The 21,878-nt window shown below is 31.6% G+C and carries 21 protein-coding genes; 10 read left to right on the top strand and 11 right to left on the bottom strand.

The genetic code is table 11. The features are described from left to right. Nucleotides 1-70: 70 nt before the first annotated feature. The 5 genes from pstB to zapE are packed head-to-tail and all read right to left on the bottom strand — an operon-like array spanning nt 71 to nt 5,242. On the bottom strand, nt 71-868 hold the full coding sequence (pstB, locus tag EF513_RS00855; protein ID WP_125215528.1) for a phosphate ABC transporter ATP-binding protein PstB: 798 nt from the start codon (nt 866-868) through the stop codon (nt 71-73). Next, entirely contained in the window at nt 852-1,994 is a 1,143-nt protein-coding gene (locus EF513_RS00850) for a PstA family ABC transporter permease (RefSeq protein ID WP_125215527.1), read from the bottom strand. Before EF513_RS00850 ends, pstB begins: the two co-directional genes overlap by 17 nt. Next, a complete protein-coding gene (gene pstC, locus EF513_RS00845; protein ID WP_125215526.1) occupies nt 1,978-3,183 on the bottom strand; it encodes a phosphate ABC transporter permease subunit PstC in 1,206 nt (401 codons plus the stop codon). Before pstC ends, EF513_RS00850 begins: the two co-directional genes overlap by 17 nt. Then, nucleotides 3,183-4,118: a 4-hydroxy-3-methylbut-2-enyl diphosphate reductase gene (gene ispH, locus EF513_RS00840; RefSeq protein WP_125215525.1), complete on the bottom strand. Its 936-nt coding sequence runs from the start codon at nt 4,116-4,118 to the stop codon at nt 3,183-3,185. Before ispH ends, pstC begins: the two co-directional genes overlap by 1 nt. A gap of 14 nt (nt 4,119-4,132) precedes the next feature. Then, entirely contained in the window at nt 4,133-5,242 is a 1,110-nt protein-coding gene (gene zapE, locus EF513_RS00835; protein WP_125215524.1) for a cell division protein ZapE, read from the bottom strand. On the opposite strand from zapE, the gene EF513_RS00830 reads away from it, so the two are divergent. From EF513_RS00830 to EF513_RS00820, 3 genes are read left to right on the top strand one after another with little or no spacing between them, the layout of a single operon-like run. Then, nucleotides 5,241-6,170: an AAA family ATPase gene (locus tag EF513_RS00830; RefSeq protein ID WP_125215523.1), complete on the top strand. Its 930-nt coding sequence runs from the start codon at nt 5,241-5,243 to the stop codon at nt 6,168-6,170. The genes zapE and EF513_RS00830 overlap by 2 nt on opposite strands. Further along, a complete protein-coding gene (metG, locus tag EF513_RS00825) occupies nt 6,167-7,657 on the top strand; it encodes a methionine--tRNA ligase (protein ID WP_125215522.1) in 1,491 nt (496 codons plus the stop codon). Before EF513_RS00830 ends, metG begins: the two co-directional genes overlap by 4 nt. Then, nucleotides 7,658-8,440 (top strand): TatD family hydrolase, encoded by a 783-nt coding sequence (locus tag EF513_RS00820; RefSeq protein WP_125215521.1) that lies wholly within the window; start codon nt 7,658-7,660, stop codon nt 8,438-8,440. Between the two features lie 362 nt (nt 8,441-8,802). Here the strand turns inward: EF513_RS00820 and rlmJ are convergent, their stop codons facing one another. Further along, entirely contained in the window at nt 8,803-9,627 is an 825-nt protein-coding gene (gene rlmJ / locus EF513_RS00815; RefSeq protein ID WP_125215520.1) for a 23S rRNA (adenine(2030)-N(6))-methyltransferase RlmJ, read from the bottom strand. Nucleotides 9,628-9,644: 17 nt separating this feature from the next. Here rlmJ and EF513_RS00810 point away from each other — a divergent pair, with 17 nt between their 5' ends. Next, complete coding sequence (locus EF513_RS00810) at nt 9,645-10,928, top strand: EAL domain-containing protein (RefSeq protein ID WP_125215519.1); 1,284 nt, start codon at nt 9,645-9,647, stop codon at nt 10,926-10,928. Nucleotides 10,929-11,026: 98 nt separating this feature from the next. On the opposite strand, the gene EF513_RS08230 is transcribed toward EF513_RS00810, so the two are convergent. The 3 genes from EF513_RS08230 to EF513_RS00795 all read right to left on the bottom strand — a co-directional run bounded on the left by EF513_RS08230 (nt 11,027) and on the right by EF513_RS00795 (nt 13,059). After that, the gene (locus EF513_RS08230; RefSeq protein WP_164503781.1) at nt 11,027-11,239 is read right to left on the bottom strand and encodes an EamA family transporter; all 213 of its coding nucleotides are present in this window, start codon (nt 11,237-11,239) and stop codon (nt 11,027-11,029) included. Continuing rightward, a complete protein-coding gene (locus EF513_RS00800; RefSeq protein ID WP_125215517.1) occupies nt 11,176-11,946 on the bottom strand; it encodes a DMT family transporter in 771 nt (256 codons plus the stop codon). Before EF513_RS00800 ends, EF513_RS08230 begins: the two co-directional genes overlap by 64 nt. A 198-nt stretch (nt 11,947-12,144) precedes the next feature. Then, nucleotides 12,145-13,059 carry a DMT family transporter gene (locus tag EF513_RS00795; protein ID WP_125215516.1) on the bottom strand — a complete coding sequence of 305 codons (915 nt, stop codon included), beginning with the start codon at nt 13,057-13,059 and terminating at the stop codon, nt 12,145-12,147. 130 nt (nt 13,060-13,189) lie between these two features. Here EF513_RS00795 and EF513_RS00790 point away from each other — a divergent pair, with 130 nt between their 5' ends. Continuing rightward, nucleotides 13,190-14,620 (top strand): sensor histidine kinase, encoded by a 1,431-nt coding sequence (locus tag EF513_RS00790; protein WP_125215515.1) that lies wholly within the window; start codon nt 13,190-13,192, stop codon nt 14,618-14,620. Nucleotides 14,621-14,631: 11 nt separating this feature from the next. Beyond that, complete coding sequence (xseA, locus tag EF513_RS00785) at nt 14,632-16,014, top strand: exodeoxyribonuclease VII large subunit (RefSeq protein WP_125215514.1); 1,383 nt, start codon at nt 14,632-14,634, stop codon at nt 16,012-16,014. Between the two features lie 139 nt (nt 16,015-16,153). Here xseA and EF513_RS00780 read toward each other — a convergent pair whose 3' ends face one another. Together EF513_RS00780 and EF513_RS00775 are read right to left on the bottom strand one after the other, a co-directional pair. Then, nucleotides 16,154-17,788, bottom strand: coding sequence for a hypothetical protein (locus EF513_RS00780; RefSeq protein WP_125215513.1), 1,635 nt, complete (start codon nt 17,786-17,788; stop codon nt 16,154-16,156). A 167-nt stretch (nt 17,789-17,955) separates the two neighbouring features. Continuing rightward, nucleotides 17,956-18,753: an undecaprenyl-diphosphate phosphatase gene (locus tag EF513_RS00775; protein ID WP_125215512.1), complete on the bottom strand. Its 798-nt coding sequence runs from the start codon at nt 18,751-18,753 to the stop codon at nt 17,956-17,958. A 96-nt stretch (nt 18,754-18,849) separates the two neighbouring features. Here EF513_RS00775 and EF513_RS00770 point away from each other — a divergent pair, with 96 nt between their 5' ends. From EF513_RS00770 to EF513_RS08000, 4 genes are all read left to right on the top strand, one after another. Next, nucleotides 18,850-19,890, top strand: a complete 1,041-nt coding sequence (locus EF513_RS00770) for a rod shape-determining protein (RefSeq protein ID WP_125215511.1) — start codon at nt 18,850-18,852, stop codon at nt 19,888-19,890. A gap of 13 nt (nt 19,891-19,903) precedes the next feature. Then, nucleotides 19,904-20,719 carry a rod shape-determining protein MreC gene (gene mreC / locus EF513_RS00765; RefSeq protein ID WP_125215510.1) on the top strand — a complete coding sequence of 272 codons (816 nt, stop codon included), beginning with the start codon at nt 19,904-19,906 and terminating at the stop codon, nt 20,717-20,719. A gap of 346 nt (nt 20,720-21,065) precedes the next feature. Then, on the top strand, nt 21,066-21,281 hold the full coding sequence (locus tag EF513_RS08005; protein WP_206425204.1) for a GNAT family N-acetyltransferase: 216 nt from the start codon (nt 21,066-21,068) through the stop codon (nt 21,279-21,281). Continuing rightward, the gene (locus tag EF513_RS08000; protein WP_206425216.1) at nt 21,281-21,616 is read left to right on the top strand and encodes a GNAT family N-acetyltransferase; all 336 of its coding nucleotides are present in this window, start codon (nt 21,281-21,283) and stop codon (nt 21,614-21,616) included. Before EF513_RS08005 ends, EF513_RS08000 begins: the two co-directional genes overlap by 1 nt. The last annotated feature ends 262 nt before the right edge of the window (nt 21,617-21,878 follow it).

Here is a 21,878-nt window from a genome sequence, read left to right as displayed (position 1 = left end):
CTATAATAAGCTTTTTAAAGCTTATTATAGTTAATTAAGTAATTTATATATTTTCAAAATAATATAAGTGCTACCCATATCTTCCGGTTATATAATCTTGCGTAATACTTTGCTCTGGATTGGTAAAAATATTCTGGGTAGTATTATATTCTACTATTTTACCTAAATTAAAGAATGCCGTGTAATCAGAAGTGCGGGCGGCTTGCTGCATTGAATGAGTGACAATAATAATGGTATATTTAAGTTTTAAATCCTCAATCAAAGCTTCAATTTTAGTAGTAGATATAGGGTCTAAAGCTGAACAAGGTTCATCCATTAAAATTACTTCAGGTTTAATCGCTATAGCTCTTGCAATGCATAAACGTTGCTGTTGTCCACCAGAAAGGTTGGTTGCAGGTGAATGAAGCCTATCTTTAACTTCATCAAAAAGGCCCGTTTGTATTAAGCTTTGTTCAACTAGTTCTTGTTCTTCTTTAGAGTTCTTTTTAACCAATCCATGTATACGTGGTGCATAAACTATATTTTCATAAATTGAACGTGGAAAGGGATTGGGTTTTTGAAAAACCATCCCAACTTTAGTTCTAAGTCTTACTACATCAAGGTTTTTTTCTAAAATGTTATGACGATCTATTAGTATTTGTCCGGTAACGCTGCAACCTTCTATTAAATCATTCATACGGTTTAAACAACGTAAGAAGGAAGATTTGCCACAGCCAGATGGTCCTATAAGAGCAGTAACTTTATGCTGATAAATCTCCATGTTTATATCGAATAAAGCTTGTTTATCGTTATAAAATAAGTTAACAGCTTGTACGGTTACTTTAGGGTTTAATTTATTGTTAGTAATGTCACTACCAGCGATACTCATATTTTTTCCTTATTATAAATGCTGATAAATTTAGTAAAGAAATTACGATTAGTAATACCATAATGGCTGTAAAAGTTTTGGTAATATAGGCTTTCTCAATACCTATTGACCATAAATAAATTTGTACAGTCAACGTGGTAGTAGGTTCAAGAATATTCGTTGCAGTATTGGCAATAAAAGCGACCAAGCCAAGCATTAATAAAGGTGCAGTTTCACCTAATATTCTACTTACCGTAAAGATTGTACCACTCATAATACCAGGAATAGTTAATGGCAAAAGATGGTCAATAATAAGTTGGCTTTGTGAAATACCCAATGCGGTTACACCTTGTCTTAAACTTTGGGGAATTGCCTTTAATGATTGCCTAGTACTGATAATAATTAGTGGTAAGGTCATGATGCTCATAGATAATCCAGCAAGTAATGCGGAAGACCTGGGTATATGAAAAATAGCTATAAAAATACTTAATCCTAGCAGCCCATAAATAATTGAGGGTATGGCTGCAAGATTATTAATATTGGCTTCTATTAGGTTTTTTAACCAGTTGTTTTTTGCAATTTCTTCAAGATAAATGCCTGTGATCACCCCAATTGGCAAGCTAATTAGTAATGCTACCATTACTGTCAGTAATGATCCGGTAATTGAGCCAAGCAATCCAGTATTTTCAGGATATCGTGAATCATTATTAATAATAATATCAAAATTGATTTTTCTGATAATTCTTTTCTGGCTCTTAAAAGACTTATATAGCTTCTTTATCTCTACATGTTCTCTGGTTAGGGACGGCATATTATCAGTAAGTTTAAGCTCATATTTAGTCTTAATTCCAAGGTTACCTTTAAGCAATCTTTTGAGTTGATTGTGCCCTAAAATCCTTTGGATTATTGGTAATTCCTCTGGGGTAAAATTATAAGTAAGGAGCTGTTCTTCGGTTAAATTTTTCAGTTCCTGATCCGGTAAATCAATTTTAAGATAATATGAAGAAAATCCACTAAGCCCATTAATAAAAATAGTACCCATCATAACAACAAGGACAAGCATAATAAAATAGAGTGATAATTTAATTTTTCGCTCAAATTTGCGCTGTTTTTGATAACGTTTGGATAAATTAGAAATTGTAGCCATATTTCTCTTTATAATGTTTTACAATTTTATTAGCAATTAAGTTGAGCGTCATAGTAAATATAATTAAGATAAGCGCAAGTGCGAATGCAGATAAAGTTTTAGGGCTATCAAATGCATCATCTCCTATCAGTAAATTAGTAATCTGCGCGGTAAAGGTAGAAACTGCTTGAAATGGATTTACTTTAATTTCTGAATTTAAACCTGCGCACATTATAACAATCATCGTTTCGCCAACAGCTCGTGAAATAGCTAAGATAATTACTGCTAAGATTCCTGGCTTTGCTGCGGGTATAATTACATTTTTAATAGTTTCGTGTTTAGTAAGACCAAGCGCCAAAGCGGAAAATCTTAAATCTTTAGGAATACTTCTAATGACATCATCACTTAAAGACATAATCATTGGAATCATCATCATTCCGATCAGTAAACCAGTCGAAAGAGTATTTTCAGTGGTAGCAGAAAGATGGATTGTTTCCCCGATAATTTTAATAACAGGGGAAATATATATTAAACCTAAATACCCATAAACTATTGAAGGAATAGCAGCTAGCATTTCTACTGCGGGTTTTAGCAGGTTTCTTACTTTTTTCCCTGAATATTCACTAAGATAAATGGCTGCATTAATAGCTATAGGGGCTGCAAATCCAATTGCAATAGCGCTAATATAAAAAGTTCCAAATAGTAGAGGCATAATACCAAAAGCGTGTGATAAATCCTTATCCGCCATAGTGGGATTCCAGGTGAGGCCAAATAAGAAATCAAAAAAATTTACTTTTGCAAAAAACTGTAAACTATAATTAAGTATAATGCCAATTGTGGCTATTACTCCCAGTATACTTATAGAGCTTATACTTAGAATAAATATTTTAAACCATTTCTCTAAATGAAATTGAGCATTAAATGAACGATTCAAGCTAAATATGCATAATATTAATGTTATAAAGCTCAAATTTATAGGTAGATATTTAATTAATTTATGAGAAGCTGCGCCTTCGGCATAATAAGCAACCAGTAAACCTACTACTGCAGCGAGAGTAGTATATAGAAAGGTTATATACCCGTAATATTTTAACTGAGAAACGCTCTTACGTGAGGGAGACGTTTGGTATCTTATTCTATAAACAGCAATAAAGTAGCCAAAAAAGCCTAAAATACCTGATAAAAATGAAGTGAAATGGCTAATACTCATTATACAACTGCTTCTAATAATTTTTTTGGTAATTTAAATTTCATACTTTCTTCTACGCCACTCATAGTGGTAACCTCCATATTGCTAATAGATAGAATATGGCTAATCACTTGCTCAACCAATTGTTCAGGGGCAGAAGCACCAGCGGTAATACCAACAGCCTTTTTACTGCTAAGAATCCATTGAGAATTAATATCATGATAGGTATTAATTAGATAGCTTTTTACACCTAGCTCATTACCTAAATCACACAGTCTATTAGAGTTTGAGCTATTTTCTGAACCAATTACTAACAGTAGGTCGATATCTTTACATAGCTCTCTTACTGCATTTTGTCGGTTTTGGGTGGCATAACAAATATCTTTTAAATCAGGTCCTTTAATTGTAGGAAAGCGCTGTTTTAAGGCATCAATAATTTCTCTGGTTTCATCTACACTTAAAGTTGTCTGCGTAATATAACCTAGGTTGTCTGGGTTTTTAACTTCTATTTGCGTTACATCACTTAACCCCGAAACTAAAGTAACTTCCTGGGTTACTCTACCAGAAGTGCCGATTACCTCAGGATGATTGGTGTGTCCTATCATAATAATTTGTCTGCCCATAGCTTCTAAGCTTTGAGCTTCTCTATGAACTTTAGTAACAAGCGGGCATGTGGCATCAATAACATCTAATTTTCTTTGATTGGCGTTAATCTCAACCATTTCAGATACTCCGTGAGCGCTAAAAATCGTTATAGCACCTGTTGGAATTTCATCAATTTCCTCTACAAAGATAGCCCCTTTTTTTCTAAGGTCTTCAACTACATATTTATTATGTACTATTTCATGTCTTACATAAACTGGAGGGCCATATTTTTGTATGGTTTGTTCAACTATATCTATTGCTCTTTCGACCCCTGCGCAAAATCCTCGTGGTTGAGCTAGAATAATTTTCATTAACGCGCCTTAAATTATAATTTGTGATTAATATAGTTTCGTGTTTGCATTTCGTAAAGCCTGGAAATTGTTCTGGCAAATTCGAATGCTCCTTTTCCTTCTGTATAAAGAAGATTTATTGCACATTCAAGACTAAGAATTAATATTACTTGATGAATATACGCTTGATCAATAAACATTAGAAATCGTTTAGCTTCATTATGCATTTCAGTAGAGAGTTTAGGCACATTTTTTACTATGATGATTTTAAAATGTTTACAAATCTCAATATAGTCATTTTGGCTAAAATGTTGCCTGCATAGCTCATCAAAATCAGTGATTAATAACTGATTAAGAGTTTTTTGAAAATTTATATTTCTATCAAATACTTTTAAACTAGCTGCTTTTAAAGTCTTTTTTTCAGTTAAGTTTTCAATAATTGTATCAATTTTTTGATTGTTCTCTGAATCATTAGGTGTATAAAATAATTCCTGTGCGGAAAGCGTTTTCTGAAGACGATAATCTTGTTCTCCATCCAAAGATAAGATTGTATGATGGTTACGAATTAAGCTAATAAGCTTGCTAACATGCTCTCTTCCAAAGCTGTCATGATATAGATCACTTGGTTCACGATTAGAAGTAAAAACCATTATAGATTTAGAGTTAAAAATCTTTTCAAATATCCTAAGGAGAATCATAGCGTCAGAAATATCTAAAATTTGAAACTCATCTAAAACAATGAGATTATACTGATTAATTAAGAATTCTGCAGTAGCTAGTACAGGATCAATTTGAGGAGAAGTTGTCTTATGTTGGTGGATTTGTTCATGAATCAATTTAATCAAAGCATGATAATGGATAAATAGAATGGAAGCAGCATTGCAAGCATTTAAATATTTAGCAAAAAGTGAACCAATTAATGTTTTCCCGCGTCCTACACTACCAAATAGATAAATTCCTTGAGGTTTTTTTTCAGCTAAAATTTTATGTAACCATTTTTTTGAAGTAAGATAATATTTTAGTGCATCTGTAAGTTTTACAAATTGTTCTATTGTTTCAAGTTGCCATTCATCTTGCTTTAAGTTATTTTCCTCTAAATGTTTAAGGTAATATTCTTTAAAACTAATAGTTTGCTGATTATTCATGGATATAAATTTACAAAATGAGCTTAAAAACTGTTATTTAGAACAGTATAATTTAATTAATAACTGTTTAAATAACCAAAAAATAAACAGTTGGATTATAACAGGCAAAAAGGGAATTGGTAAAGCTTCTTTAGTAAAATTAATTGCTAAGGAAGTATTTAATCAAAGTAATGCTCATATTGAACTTTCTAACCATCCAGATTTTAAGCTAATAGAAAAAATAGAAGATAAAGAAATATCTATCGAGCAGATTAGAGAAATTATTGGCTTTGCTAGAATTACTAGTTCTATTTCTGCTAAAAAAATTGTGATCATAGATGATATAGATTTTCTTAATAAAAATGCAGCTAATGCTTTGCTTAAGATATTAGAAGAACCTCCAAAAAATTTATTTATATTTTTAATTACCCATCAGCCGCATACCGTATTGGAAACTATTAATTCAAGATGCGCTAAAATTAAGCTTGCTCTTAACGACCATGATTATGCTAAAACCATTCTGGTAGAAAAGCTTGGATTTGATGAAGAAGAAGCTTTGATGTATTTAGTGCTAACTAACAATTCAATAGGTGAAGCGGTAGCTTTTAAAGAGATTAAGATAAAATCATTTTATGAAGAATTATTACAGAGCCTGCAAAACTTGAGTTTAAATGATATAAGCAAATTGACTCAGGTAAATAATAAAGTTTTATATTTTATAACCTTACGACTTTCGAGGTTATTATTCGGGTTTTTTGATAATAAATATATTTTAAGTTGTGAAAAAGATTTTTTACAAAACATGAATTACCTAAATATACCCATAGCTTATAAGCTAGAGCTGTGGGAGGATATAAATAAGAAATTTTTAGCTTTAGAATATGCAAATTTAGATTATAAGCATTGTTTATATTTAATTTTAAATCAGATTAGGCAAGTAAGTTTATGAATAACTTTTATATTACTACCCCCATTTATTATGTAAATGACATACCACATATTGGTCATGCTTATACTTCTGTGGCAGCCGATGTTCTGGCCCGATATCATAGAATGAGAAATGAAGAGGTGTATTTTTTAACAGGGACTGATGAACATGGCCAAAAAATCGCCTCTAGTGCATTGAAAAATAATAAAGATCCGCAGGAGTTCACAGATTTTTATTCACAGAAATTTCGTGATTTAACTATTGCTCTAAATTTATCCAATAATGATTTTATTAGAACTACTGAAGAAAGGCATAAAAAAGCTGCAAGCTTTCTATGGGAAAGATTAGTTGAAAGCGGTAATATTTACTTAGATTCTTATAGTGGTTGGTATGCGGTAAGAGATGAGGCATTTTATCAAGAGAGCGAGCTTATTGATGGCAAGGCTCCTACAGGAGCGCCAGTAGAATGGGTAGAAGAACCTAGTTATTTTTTTGCGCTGTCTAAATGGCAAGATAAGTTATTAGAGCTTTATGAGCAAAACCCAGATTTTATTTGGCCTAAAGCACGCCGTAATGAAGTTATTAGCTTTGTGAAATCCGGGCTTAAAGATTTATCAGTTTCGCGTACTAGTTTTAATTGGGGCGTGCCTGTGCCTGGCAATGATAAGCATATTATGTATGTGTGGCTTGATGCTTTAACTAACTATATTTCTGCTCTAGGTTATCCTGAAGATACAGAATTGATGAAAAAATTTTGGCCCGGAATTCATATGGTGGGTAAGGATATTTTAAGATTCCATACTGTTTATTGGCCGGCATTTTTGATGGCTGCAAATCTTCCGGTTCCTAAACAGATTATAGCTCATGGTTGGTGGACTAATGAAGGCCAAAAAATATCTAAATCGCTTGGTAATGTTATTGATCCTTATGAGTTGATCAAAATCTATGGACTGGATCAAACCAGATATTTTATGTTACGCGAAGTCCCTTTCGGCAATGACGGAAATTATTCAAAATCCAGTTGTATTAGACGCTTAAATAGTGAACTCTCTAACAATTTTGGCAACTTAATGCAGCGAGTAGTATCATTTATTCATAAAAATTGTGAATCTAGGATACCTAAAGGGCAGCATGATCCTATTTTTTTACAAGTAGCGGAGCTAGTAAAAAATTATCATAATTTTATGGAGAATTATGAGTTTCATAATGCTTTAGAGGTGGTAGTTAATATTGGCAACTTAGCTAATATCTATATTGATGAACAAGCACCATGGAACCTAAGGAAAGATAATCCTGAGAAAATGGCCCATGTATTGTTTGTATTAATTAATATTATTAAGCAGATTGCAATATTGCTTTTACCTTTTATGCCTACTCTATCTCAAATAATGCTTGAAGTACTTAATGTTGAGGCAAACGATTTTTCAGAATTAGAAGATTTATTGCCAATAGGCGGGCTGCTTAAGGAAGTTCAACCAATTTTCCCAAGAATAGAGGAAGCTGTTTAAATGTATATTGTGGATTCGCATTGTCATTTAAATTTTCCTGATTTTCAGGAAGACTTTCAAGAAATGCTCAAGCGAGCTTTACAAAATGATGTAAAATGTATGCTGAGCATTTGTACTAAATTAAGTGAGTTTGAAACAGTTTATCACATTGCAAAAAGCTATCCTCATATTTATGCATCTGTTGGGGTTCATCCCTGTGAAGTAGAAAAAGAGGGAATAGCAAGTATTAAAGAGTTGCTGGAAAAAACCCAATTATCTAAAGTCATTGGTATTGGTGAAACGGGGTTAGATTATTTCCATCAACCGTTTGATAAAATTAAGCAAATAGAGAATTTTATTAATCATATTAAAGTTGCTCAAGAAACCGGCTTACCTTTAATTGTGCACACCAGGGATGCAGAAGAAGATACGGTTAGAATATTAAAAGAGCAATTTGAACAAAAACCATTTAAAGCGATTATTCATTGTTTTACTGGAACGGAATATTTAAAAAACGAAGTTTTAGCGTTGGGATTTACTATTTCTATTTCTGGAATTGTTACTTTTAAAAATGCCAAAGATTTACAACAAACTATTGCTCAAGTACCTTTAGAATTGATGCTGGTTGAAACTGATGCTCCATATCTTGCACCAACCCCTATGCGTGGTAAACGTAATGAGCCGGGTTTTACTAAGCATACTGTGGAATGTCTAAGTAAATTACTTGGTATAGAAGCAGAAAAAGTTGCTCAAATAACTACAGATAATTTTTTTAAGCTATTTAGTAAAGCTCAGAGAATATAATAACCTTTTGCTTATAAGATGGGTTGTAGAACTTGCAGTAACCATAGGGTTATTCTGAATTTTGCTGACTGCAAAAGCTGATTGTTTTTTTGCCAATTAGAAGTCATAATTCCTGTAAAATAAGCTGGATTTTTTATTTAAAAATTTCTTTCCATTAAATATCTAGAGTTTTCTACAGCTTTTCTATATATTGCAACATTTGCAAGTGTTAAATAATCCAGATAATTTTTTATAGCACTAATCTTTCTTCCTATTATTGATACATTTTTAAAAATAGTATTTTTTTATATCTAATATCAGCTAATAAATACTTATGTAAAACCTAACAGCTATAAATTACCAAAAGAATTTAGAAATTTATATTAAAATTTAAAGTAGCTTAATTTATATTGAGGAATATTATTTTTTATAACTTCAATAAAATTTTCTAATTGGTAAATAGGATTTAGCACTAAAAGGCCGCATTTATTCATTTTATCATTAGGGATTGATAAGTTAGTAATATCAATAGCAAGCTTTTCTATTTCTAATCCAACAAATTGCTGCTGAAAGCTATGAACTAAATCAGCATCTTTATTAGGATACCATATAATAATCTGAGCTTGTGCAAATTTTTTGAGTAACTTTAATATATTGGTACTAGCTTGCTGCCAGTCGCCTTTATCTTCAAACGCTGGATCGATTAAAATTATTGCTCTTTTTTCTTGGCCAGGTAGCAAGGAAGGCAGGCTGCTAAAACCATCACGCTGATGAAGTTGAATATCATTATCCTTATAAGCTGATAAGTTATGCTTTAATTTAGTAAAATGCTTCTCAGATTTTTCAATAAGTATCAGTCTATCTTGTGGGGCCATTAGTTCGGCAAAAATGGTTGGAGAACCAGGATATTTATCAATCTGCACTTTCTGGTTGAGTTTTTGCACTTTCTGGTTGAATTTTAAAATTATTTTTTTATACTCGGCTGAAATTTTTTCTAGATTGTCAACTATGCTTGCAATGCCTGTAATAAACTCGCCTGTTCTTAGTGCCTCATGTTCGCTTAAGTTATACATGCCTTGGCCTGCATGTGAATCAAAAAAAACAATTGGTTTATTTTTTAACTTATTATATTCTATAATATGTATTAAAATAAGATGTTTAATTACATCTGCGAAATTACCTGCGTGAAAATGATGATTATAATTCATAATATTTGTGTATTTGAATGGCTTTGACAACCAATAACCCTAAATTAAATAGTTTTCAACCTTTACCTCAAGCGGAGGATATAACTTCTCAATCCATTGAGTTAATTGAAAATATTATATTACATGCTAAGAAGACGGGGCATTCCTTTGGCTTCTTAATGATAAATATATTAAATTACTGTGATTTGTTGTTGGTACACAACGAAGAATTGATTCAAAGCTTGGTAGAAGAGTTGTTAAGATACCTAGGCGAAATTGATGATCATTATATTATACAAAAAATTAGCCGTGACAAATTTTTAGTTATAATAGAGCATTGTGGTAATCTAGAACACTTAAACCTTAGAGCTGAACAAATTTTTAACGAAATTCATAATTTTGGATTTCATAAAAAACAGATTACTGTGTATTTTCATACTAATATTGGTGGTGAGCTGCTTAATGCTGTCAATTATTTAAATCCATTTGAATTAATTAATCGTTGCTATATTGCTGTAAAGATTGCTGAGAAAGATGGATATCAAAATTTTTGTTCATATGAAAAAGCAAAAATTATGCAAAATGAATTGCAAGATGAAATGAAGAAAGCGAATTATTTACATCAGGCGATTGAAAAAAACCGTTTAACTTTAGCATTCCAGCCGGTAATTGATGCTAAAACTGGCGAAATTGGGTATTATGAGAGTTTGCTGAGAATAGTGAGTAAGTCCAATGAGCTAATTTCAGTAGGGCCCTTTATTAAGCTTGCTGAAAAATTTGGGTTTATTAATCTTATTGATGAGCTGGTGGTAACTCTTGCGACTTCAGAACTGATTTCAAATCCCAATCTTAAGCTTTCTTTTAATTTATCGGCTATTTCAGTACACCATACTCAAATTTTGGATAAGATTTCCCAAATAGTAAAATCTTTTGATAATTTGAGCAATCGCATGATTGTAGAAATTACTGAAACTGCACTAATGCGTGATTTAAGCAGTGCTAGCATTTTTACTAATAACCTTAAAGCTTTGGGTTGCCATGTGGCCTTAGATGATTTTGGTGCAGGATATTCATCATTTAAAGAATTACAAATGCTTAATGTGGATGTAGTGAAAATAGACGGATCATTTATTCAAAATATTCATAAAGATAAAAATAATCAGCTTTTTGTTAAAGTACTGTTAGAAATATGCCAGAATTTTAATATGAAATCTGTAGCAGAGTTTGTTGAAAGTCGAGAAATTGCTGAAACCTTAATGGATATGGGGATAGATTATATGCAAGGTTTTTATTTTTCTCAGGCAATTAAATATAATTCTTAAAAATAGCTTTTTAATACTTTTTAAAGAGAGCATAATATTGAAATTATATGAACAGAATTTTATCCATGCAACTTAGAAAGTTTTATATTTATATTAAATTATACAATAGATTTCTTTCTTTTAAATCTTGTAGAGAGGCTAGTGATTAGGCTGCTTAGCAAAATTAAAGTAATGCCAACAATTTGTTCCTTACTCATTATTTCATCAAGTAACAGTACTCCCGTTAAGATGGTGATTACAGGTTCAATCATGGTAAGAATAGAGATTTTTGTAGCAGATAATACTTTGAGAGATTTGATGAGAAATACCAATGCAAGAGCAGTACAAAAAAGGCGATACAAAATATATAAGTCCAAATTTCTATATTAAAAGCTAACGCGATATTATTGCCTTTGATTAGGTTAAAGGCAGTGAAACTAATCAAAGTACCAAAACATGTTACTGTTGAAGCGTTATATGAATCAACTTTAGAGGCGTATTTTTTAGAAAAGAAAATATACGACCCAAAGTAAAACCCACTAATGATTGCCAAAATTACTCCTAAATCTCCATGATTAGTTTTGGGTCCGTTATTCTCATGGATAAGTGTAAGACCTGTTAGTATTAAAATAATTGATATAAATACGTCTTTTTGAATTTTTTGCTTATCGATAATACGTGCATAAGCAATAACAAAAAGTGGAAAGGAAAAGAAAATAGTGATGGCAAGCCCCGAGCCAATATAGGTTGCAGCAGTGTAAAATAAAAATGACGATCCCGATAAACAAATCAAACTAATGAATAGTAAAACTAAATATTGTTTATCTTTATAACATTTTACATTTAATATTTTTTTAGGATTAAATAATATTAAAATAATTATCGCAGTAGCAAAACGCCAAAATAAAACTGTTTCAACCGGGATGTTTTTTTGATGAAGTTTAATTGCAAAAAAAGCCATTAAACCATAGAAAAAAGCTGAGAGCAAAGCATATAACAAAGCTTTATTATATGCTTTCTGATGAGTAATTATGTTCATTAATCCTTTAATTGCTTAAGATTGATAAGGTAATAATCATTTTAAATTACTAAATAAAATTAAAAACTAAATTGCTATGGGTAAGTAAGGTATAATAAAAAGATGATGGTTACAACCTTTAATCTGCCTTGATGGTGATTAAAATGGTTGATTAGCTTAATAATAATAGTGATTTTAGCTAGGGTTTTCTTACATTTATCAGGATGTTTTAATTTTTTTAAATCGTGATGAAAGGGTAACAATAAGGCTGCTGATTAAAATTAATAATGTACCCACTATTTGATCCTTGCTCATTTTTTCGTTTAAGAGAGCGGTACCTATAATAATAGTTACTACTGGTTCTAGCATGGTTAAAATTGATACTTTAGTAGCAGAGAGTACTGCCAATGCTTTGATTAAAAATAATAAAGCAAGCGCCGTCGAAAAAAATGAAATGCCAAAAAGATGACCCCATATGCTTAGATCAAAATTGCCGAATAATTGATGTCCTAAAATTAAATTTAATATTAGAAAACCAATGGTGTTACTCAGGCAAATGACTGTAGAAGCATTATATGAATTAACTTGAGAGGTAAATTTCTTTGAAAGAAAAATATATGATCCATAGCAAAACCCACTACAAATTGCTAGGACTACTCCTAAATCACTTTTGTTTGAACCTGAATGGTTATCATGAATTAAAGTTAAGCCAACCAACATAATAACCATAGAGATAAAGATATCTATATGAATTTTTTGCTTGTTGATTAGCCATTCATAAAAAATTACAAAAATTGGAAACAGAAAGAAAATAGTGATAGCCAACCCTGAGCCGATCAAAACCACTGATTTAAAAAAGAAAAAGGAAGAACCGGTAAAAAATATTAAACTAATAAAAAACAATTTTAAATATTGTGGATTATGATAATTTAATAAATTCAAGGTAACTGTAGGCTTTAATGCTATAATTACTATAATTGCTAAAGCGAAACGCCAAAATAATACTACTTCAACTGGAATGGCATGCTTATGAAGCTTTACTATAAAAAAAGCCATTAATCCATAAAAAAAAGCTGATAATGAAGCATTCAATATAGCTTTATTATACTCGCTGAACTGAGCTGGTATATGCATATAAGTAATGTTAATTAGTTAAAAAGTTAAAGGCTTGATTTAAATTATAAAAGATGATGTAATTATTATATCAGTTAAAGTGAGTATATACAAATTATAAACATGATGAGATTCTAAATTAAGAAATAAAATGCCAAGATTTACAGTTGCACTATTAGTTTTTTTAACAACTTTTATGATAGCCTTCTTAATGGGGGCTTATCTGCGTGATAAGGCGCTTAGCAATCTAGTTGTGCTTAAAACCTCTAATCAATTTAATAACTTAAGTGATAACTTTAATAGCAATATCTGGAACAAAATTTATGAAGGAGTCTTAAAAGAGACTGAAACTTCTTCTGCGGACAAAAAAGTATTTTATCCTCTTTTAGAGCAATATTTTTATCTTTTAACTAAAAATATGGATTTTAAACCCATTGCTATTTTAACTAAAAACGGTGCTAAAGTTATTTCTAATAATGGTGTTGAGAATATAGTAATTTTACCAAGCACCTTACAACAGCGCGTGCTATGTGTGGGGGTAGCTAATTTTAAAAATCATGATCTTCTTCAGGAATCAATTGTTAAGGGTAAAGCTAATCTTGGAATAATTTTTACCAATCAAGGTTATTTTATTCATCTGGTTACGCCGCTGATAGTAAACAATCAACTGACAGCATTTTTAGATGGTTATTATAATATTACAGGAACATGGAATTTCTTGTTTAATTTTCAAATAATTTATGCGCTGATCATTTCGGTAGTTATTACGGCAATTTTTGTAATTTTAGGCGCTTATTCAGCTAAATTGCAGTCTATTATAGTAAAGCAAATTCAAACTAATGAAGAATTAGAGTTAGCTAAGGTTGAAGCTGAAAAATCTAGTAGGCAAAAATCACAATTTCTAGCTAATATGAGCCATGAGCTTAGAACTCCTCTGAATGCTATTATTGGTTTTTCTGAAATAATTAAAACTGAAGCATTAGGAGCCGTAGGGGTACCGCAGTATAAAGAATACGGTAATGATATTCATGCCTCTGGTACTCATTTATTGTCTATCATTAATGATATCTTAGATTTCTCTAAAGCAGATGCAGATAAGTTGATAGTTGAAAATATACAAGTAGACGCCACCAAAATGGTTAAGCAATGTTTAAGGATCATGATTGCTAAAGCGCAAGAAGCAAAGGTTAACTTAAGTGATTTAACAGCAGATAAGCATTTTACAATTTTTGCTGATCCGAAAAGACTTAAACAAGTGATTTTAAATGTACTTTCCAATTCAGTTAAGTTTACCCCTGAGAATGGAACTATTGAAGTATCTCTTGAATCTCAAACTGATGAGGGCAAGGTACAAATTGTAATGCGTGATAGTGGCATTGGTATTGAAGCTAAAGATATAGCTAAGGTATTGTCTCCCTTTGGGCAGGTAGATAGTAAACACGCGCGTAAATATGACGGTACAGGGCTTGGTTTACCTTTAAGTAAAAAACTTGTTGAACTTATGAACGGAAAATTTCATATTGATAGTGAAGTGGGAATTGGTACTACGGTAAAACTCACTTTTAACCTAGCAAGCGATTAAGATTTATTACAATGAAATTATCTAACGATCTAACTAACCAAGGAAGCTTCACTAACAATCCGGAACTTACCGTAACTGAGCTCTCCAATCTAGTTAAAAAAACTATCGATACTTCATTTTCTTATGTAAAGGTACGAGGAGAAATTTCTGGATTAAAAATTGCTGCATCTGGCCATGCTTATTTCTCTTTAAAAGACGAGGGTGCCGTCCTAAATGCAATTTGCTGGCGTGCTAAAGTCAATTCTTTGGGAGTGAAATTAGAAGAAGGCATGGAAATAATATGTGCCGGTTCTTTAACTACTTTTCCTGGGCAATCTAAATATCAAATGATTGTTGAAAATGTTACTTTAGGTGGGATTGGTGCATTAATGGCACTACTTGCTAAAAGAAAAGAAGCACTCACTCAAGAAGGATTGTTTGAGGAACGGCATAAACAACCTTTAGCTAAGTTTCCTCAAGCTATTGGAGTTATTACATCTCCTAAAGGAGCGGTAATAAAAGATATTCTTCATCGTATTGCTGAGCGCTTTCCTTGTGATATCATTGTATTCCCGGTAGCAGTTCAGGGGGAAGATTGTCCTGGACAAGTAATTAAAGCCATTAGGATTGCTAATGACGCGGACAAATTTAAACTTGATACTTTAATAATTGCACGTGGCGGCGGTTCTATTGAAGACTTATGGGGTTTTAACGATGAAGGGGTAGTGAGAGCTGCTTTTGAGTCTAAAATTCCTATTATTTCAGCCATTGGTCATGAAACAGATTTTACTTTGCTTGATTTTGTAGCTGATAAACGGGCTCCAACCCCTACGGCTGCTGCTGAATTTGCTACCCCGGTTAAAATAGAGATTGAAAGGCATCTCAAGCATTTGCTAGTTAATGCTGCTAACATTTTTGATAGCAAGCTGTATAGCCTTGAAAATAATTTGGTATTAATTGCTGCTAAACTAAAGCATCCTTCGCAAATTATTGATGAGCTGGCGAGCAAGATAGCACTAATTAAATCTAGGATTGATGCTTTATGCCAAAATAAGCTTCATAGCCTCTCTCAGTTTTTAACTAAGCAATCAGCAAACATAGGACCAAGCTTGCTTAGCAACCACTTATGGCAGAAACAATCTACATTAGATAAAGTGGAGATTAATATACCTCATTATGCTTCCCAATATTTCCAAAAGTTAGCTCATCGGCTTGAAGTAATTGAGAGTGTGCTTAAAGCTAGTGATTATAACAAAATTTTAGAAAAAGGTTTTGCAATAGTTAAAGACTTAGATGGCAACTTAATTTCAAGCAAAAGCTGTATTGTACCTAATAAGAGTTACGAAATTATCTTTAAAGACGGCAAAGCAAAAGTTAGAGGTGAGGGAGATTTTTTACTTAGTAATCCTAAGTAGCTAACGTAAATAAAGACTTGCTATTTTAGCATAAGAGAAAAGTTATATAAAAAAACGGCCCCAATTTTTATAGAGCCGTTTTTCAGTATAAACATTAAGCATTCCTCTTAATTAGCGACCTAACTAAAATATAGCTATCCTATCTATTAAGCTGTGCTTGTTCATTTCGTTGAGTTAAAATATTTAAACCAAATATTGTAGCATTATTTTGCTCTTCATTATGTAGACCATGATTTATATTGTTTATAAACTGTAGAGGGCGAGCGGTAAAATGCTGAGCATCTGCCGGATAATCATTTTCAACACCTTCATAATATGGTTGGAGGTATGATAAATAATATTTAGTATTGTTATCTAATAAGCTGTACATATTTTTTAATACGTCGGTAATAAATCCTGCCCATAATACCCCTTTATTGAGGCTTGCTGTCCTGTTCAAGCAGTTTAATGATTCTTCTATAGCAATTCCACCACCAAGTATGCTCAAGCTTAATAAAACTAATGATCCTGCATAATTTAATGTTAGTAATAGGCCTTCTTTCATTCCTAAAAGTAAATTTTTATTACCTTTAAAGTAGATGCTGGATAAGGTAACAACAGTCGGTATTAACGAAAAGGCTGCGGCTTTAGAAGCGCGGGCTAAATGAATTAAATTTCCTTTATTACAAAATCCATGGTGCTTAATATTTAAAATTAAATCGTTTAAGTTATGCTTAATCCCAAATATAAAACCATATTTAAATATAGCGTATGGAATTTCTAGAAAGGGTGTTAATGAAAACCAGGTGAAGTTAAATAATGTTAAAAGTATAATTTTACATGTTCTTATGAACACACTATCAAATGTAACGATAGTATTGTTTATATATCCCAATTTAATATATATAATTAAAAGTTTAAATGGTCTAAATATATCTATAAACCTGCATTGTCCCTTTAAGTATTTATAAGCATTAATCCAAGGTTGAGTTAATATAATTCCTGTAAAAATTGCGGTGGTTATGATCTTGCTTAGCAGCATTAAATATAAAATGTTACTATTATGTAATTTAGCTAAAAACTTAGAAATTTTAGTATTATCAAAAGCCGCAAGTAATGAAAATATATGGGAGAGATGCGCTAAATTATCTTGAATAGTTGAATCTCTTCGGGCTAAGTCCCTAAATAAATTATTATTCACCCTAGTGTTAAAAATGTTATTATCTCTAAAATTCCCAATGTAATTATTAACATTGTCAGTAGAAAGTTGGTTTTGAGTTAAAAATTGTTGCTCTTCTGCGGTAAATGCACGATTAATAACGTATTGATAATTATCAGCTTGTTGAGGATTATCTTGGTTTTCCTGAATGCTAAATATGAAGTTAGCAAATTCTTTTTCAATAGCCTCATCGTTTAATACATTTAAATCTCCTGCTTCCTTTCGGCGTAAGAATATAATATTTCTTATTAAAGCCTCAGCTAAGATTTCTCTAACTATGCCATTGTTTACTATGGTTTCACCGCAAGGTCCTTTGCAAAATTCATCTAATCTATTATAATTGCTTGGCGTAAGATAATATGACTTAATAGAAGATAAGATTTCAGAAAGAGGGAGGTTATTATCAATAGGTTCATTATCAATAATCTTTTTTGCTTGTGAAATAAGCCACTCTATTTTTTCACTATTATTATTTATTTCAGGTGTGCCAAAATCTTCTAGCTCATAAGAAAATAACATTAATGTGTTGATATAAGGAGCAATTCGTTGCTTGGTTGCGTCTGAATAAAGTGCCATAATCAAATCCTATTTTGAATAGTAGTTTTTGAATATTAGTTATGTAATGGGTGGGTATTTATTTTGATTATATCGTTATATAACATTTTGATAAAGCCAAATAATAAGATTAATATAAAATTAACCTAATGAATGTTAAATTTTCATTTGATCAATAAATAAGTACTTTATAAAAATAAAGCTAGAACAATCCGATAAATTCCAAAGCAAGCTAAAGTATATTTAAATTTTATAAAAGCTTTCCTAGCTAATTTAAAGCTGAGAAGGCTAAATATGAACGCAGCAAATGCGCCAAATAATGATATTACTACTAATGAGCTGTTAAAATGATTAATTTCTTTAGTTAAACTATAACAATTTGCTGCAAAAATAGTGGGTATTGCCAGTAAAAAAGAAAAATCAAATGCCTGTATAGGACTAAGTCCAGCTATTACTCCGGTGGTAATAGTGGCACCTGATCTGGATACGCCTGGAATAATAGCAATTGTTTGTGCTATACCTATAGTTAAAGCTTGAGTAAAGCTTAAATTATACATATTTCCACTTAGATGGTGGTTCTTTTTAGCAAACAGATTAACTATAATCATAATTATTCCTCCTATAATAAGACTTAGAGGTATAATTTCTTCGGTAAAAATAGCTTTTAATTGTGAGCCGAATAGCCCGCCAATAATAACTACTGGTAGAAATGCCACAATTAATTTTAAAAATAACTTTTGATCAGGATGATTTTTAACATAAAAATTTTTTAAGATACTTAAAATATTTTGCCGATAGAAAAAAATTAAAGCGAATAGGCTTCCAAAATGCAAAAAAGTTTCAAAAATTAATTGCGTTGAAATGCTTGAACCAAGCAGGCTGCCTAGCAAATTGATGTGTGCAGTAGAAGATATAGGTAAAAATTCAGTAAGCCCCTGAACGATGCCGATAATTAAAGATTCGTAAAAATTAGTTAAACTGCTCATAAAAATTAATTTTTCTATAAAAATAAAATGCTTGTGATAAAATTAAAGCGCTTTTATATTATTAAAACAAGTTAAAAATTATTAAAGAGCATCTCAATGTTTTCTAAACTTCTTGGCTTCATGTCTAGTGACATGGCAATTGACCTTGGAACCGCTAATACTTTAGTTTATGTTAAAGGTAGAGGGGTGGTCTTAAACGAGCCTTCTGTAGTTGCATTATATAAAGAAAACGGCACTACTAAACCTTATGCTTTTGGACATCAAGCTAAAATGATGCTTGGAAGAACTCCAGCTGAAATTGAAGCAATTAGACCGCTTAAAGATGGGGTCATAGCTGATTTTAAAGGTGCTGAAGAAATGATTAAGCACTTTATTCGTATGGTGCATAATCGTAGAAGCTTTACAGGTCCATTAATTATTGTTTGTGTACCTTCCGGTTCAACTCCAGTGGAGAGAAGAGCAATTCAGGATGCAGCAGAATCTGCTGGTGCTCGTGAAGTATATTTAATTGAAGAACCAATGGCAGCGGCAATTGGAGCTGATTTGCCCGTTACGGAACCTACAGGATCAATGATTGTAGATATTGGTGGCGGTACTACTGAAGTGGCGGTATTATCGTTAGGTGGTATAGTTTATGCTCGCTCAGTAAGAGTAGGTGGGGATAAGATGGATGAGGCCATTATATCTTACATTAGGCGTAATCATAATTTGCTGATTGGAGAGTCAACAGCTGAGAAAATTAAAAAAACTATTGGCGCAGCTTGTGTTCCAGAAGATGGCATTGGTAAATCAATGGAAATTAAAGGACGAGATCTTATTCATGGCGTGCCTAAAGAAATTACTTTAAATGAATATCAAATTGCTGAAAGTTTAGTGGAGCCTGTAAGCCAGGTGGTTGAAGCGGTTAAAATTGCATTGGAATGCACTCCTCCTGAACTGTCATCTGATATTGTGGATAAGGGAATTGTGCTTACTGGTGGTGGTTCATTACTCAAAAATCTTGATATAGTATTAAGAGATGCAACAGGTTTACCGGTATTTGTAGCTGATGATGCATTATCTTGTGTAGCCATTGGCACTGGTAAAGTGCTTGAAAATATGAAAAAGCTACAACATGTTTTGTTTAAACAGGATTAAATAATATTATTATATGTTTTTCTTAACAAGTAGGTATTGGAGAGTATTAAGCTTATACTTTAAAAAGCTATGGGCTTATATTCTTAGCCTGCTTATTGTTTTGGTAATATACCTAGATGCCTCTAATCAAGGCACCTACCTTGCTGTTAAAAAATGTGTCACTGATAAGCTTGCTACCCCGGTGGGAATAATCAATAATAGTTTTTCAACAGTTTATGATTCGTTTGGCTTTATTAAAGATTTATCTAAGTTAAATAAAGAAAATAAGTATTTAAGAGAACAAAAACATAAACTGGAATATTACTATTTGCTAACTAAGCATCTTGATCAAGAAAATAAAGATTTACAAAAATTATTAAATGCGGTTGCTGACAAAAAGTTTAAATTTAAAACTGTGCGCGCTGCATATCTAGTAGATAATTCTTTTAATAAGATTTTATACTTAAATGGTGGCGAAGAAGATGGTATAAAGAAAAATCAAATAGTCCTGCATAATAATGGTTTAGTAGGAAGGATAATTGAAGTAGGAAGTAACTTTGCTAAAGTATTGTTAGTAACTGATTTTAATTCTAGAATTCCTGTAATAACGGAAAAAAGCCGTGAAAGGGGCGTAGCAGTTGGCGAGCGGTTTGAAACCCTTAACCTTGAATATATTCCAGAAGATAATAGTATTGAAGAAGGAGAGCTTGTTTTTACTAGTGCTGAAATTGATAATTTTCCTTCAGGAATATTAATAGGAGCTATCAGTAAAAAAAATGGTTCGGACATTCAAATTAAGCCAGCTATTAATTCAAGGAATTTAAATTTTGTAATAGTATTAGTTAACTAAATTTTTTATATAGGTGATGGATAAGATTTAGGCTTGCCAGATGGGTATCTTAAAAAACCTCAAAATTTATGTAATGAATTACTTATAACAAGCAAGCAAAAAGTACTTATTCATGGTGATTTTACGCCTGAATTGATTATAATAGATCCTGCATCCTAATATTAGTGAATTGTATAAAATCTTAAAGTAGATAGTCCTTTAGTAGTTAAACTTACAGGCGATAGTCATCAAAGAATGAGAGATTGGTGCTATGTTAGGAGTATTCTATCCCCATGTTGATATTTCGAAGATAATATGGATAGCTCGATATTTTGAGGATTGATATAAAGTTTAGAGGATATATAATATGATAAAAACTGAAAGACTTATTTTACGCAAGTGGGTTGATACAGATATAGAACCTTTTATGCGTATTAATCAAGACATTAAGGTAATTGAGTATCTTAGAGGTTCAATGGATATTAATGTATCAAAAACTTTTACTGAAGAAGCTAACCAGGCTACCGACCAGCTTAATTTTGGATTATGGGCAGCTATGATTGAAGAAACCGAGGAGAATTAATAGGCTTTATTGGTTTAAACGTTCCTAGCTTTAAAGCTAATTTTACTCCATGCGTGGAGATTGGCTGGAGATTATCTTCTAAACACTGGGGTAAAGGTTATGCTACTGAAGGTGCCAGAGCTTGCTTAGATTATGGTTTTAATAAAATTGATCTAAATGAAATATTAGCTTTTACTGTAGCAGCAAATCAAAGATCAATAAGAGTAATGGAAAAGCTGGGAATGAAGCGTGATTCTAATAGTGATTTTAAGCATCCTAAAATTCCAAAGGAGCACAGATTATCACCTCATATATTATATCGAATTAAAAAATCTGATTGGCAAGCTTGCAAATAACTTTCTTAATCTCTGCAGCTTTTTGCTCTTTAGCTTTCTCTCACTTAAGTATTATTTCTTGCTGGCTTGTTTTTTATGATTACTTTTTAAATATAGTTGTACTATAAGTTCTATGACGTTACAATCCATTAGGCTTCTTTCAAAACCGTGAGAAAAGAGAAGTTTTTAGGAAAAATGTAGATGAGGAACGAAGCTTATTTAACAATAAATGAGGTCCGAGACTTAATTTAATACTAAAGTTACCTTTTATGTTTAGTTTCAT

Source organism: Rickettsiales endosymbiont of Stachyamoeba lipophora, assembly GCF_003932735.1.
Taxonomy (GTDB): Bacteria; Pseudomonadota; Alphaproteobacteria; order Rickettsiales; family 33-17; genus RICK01.
Note: the sequence above shows the minus strand (reverse complement) of the source record. Positions and strands in the feature narration are given on the sequence as shown.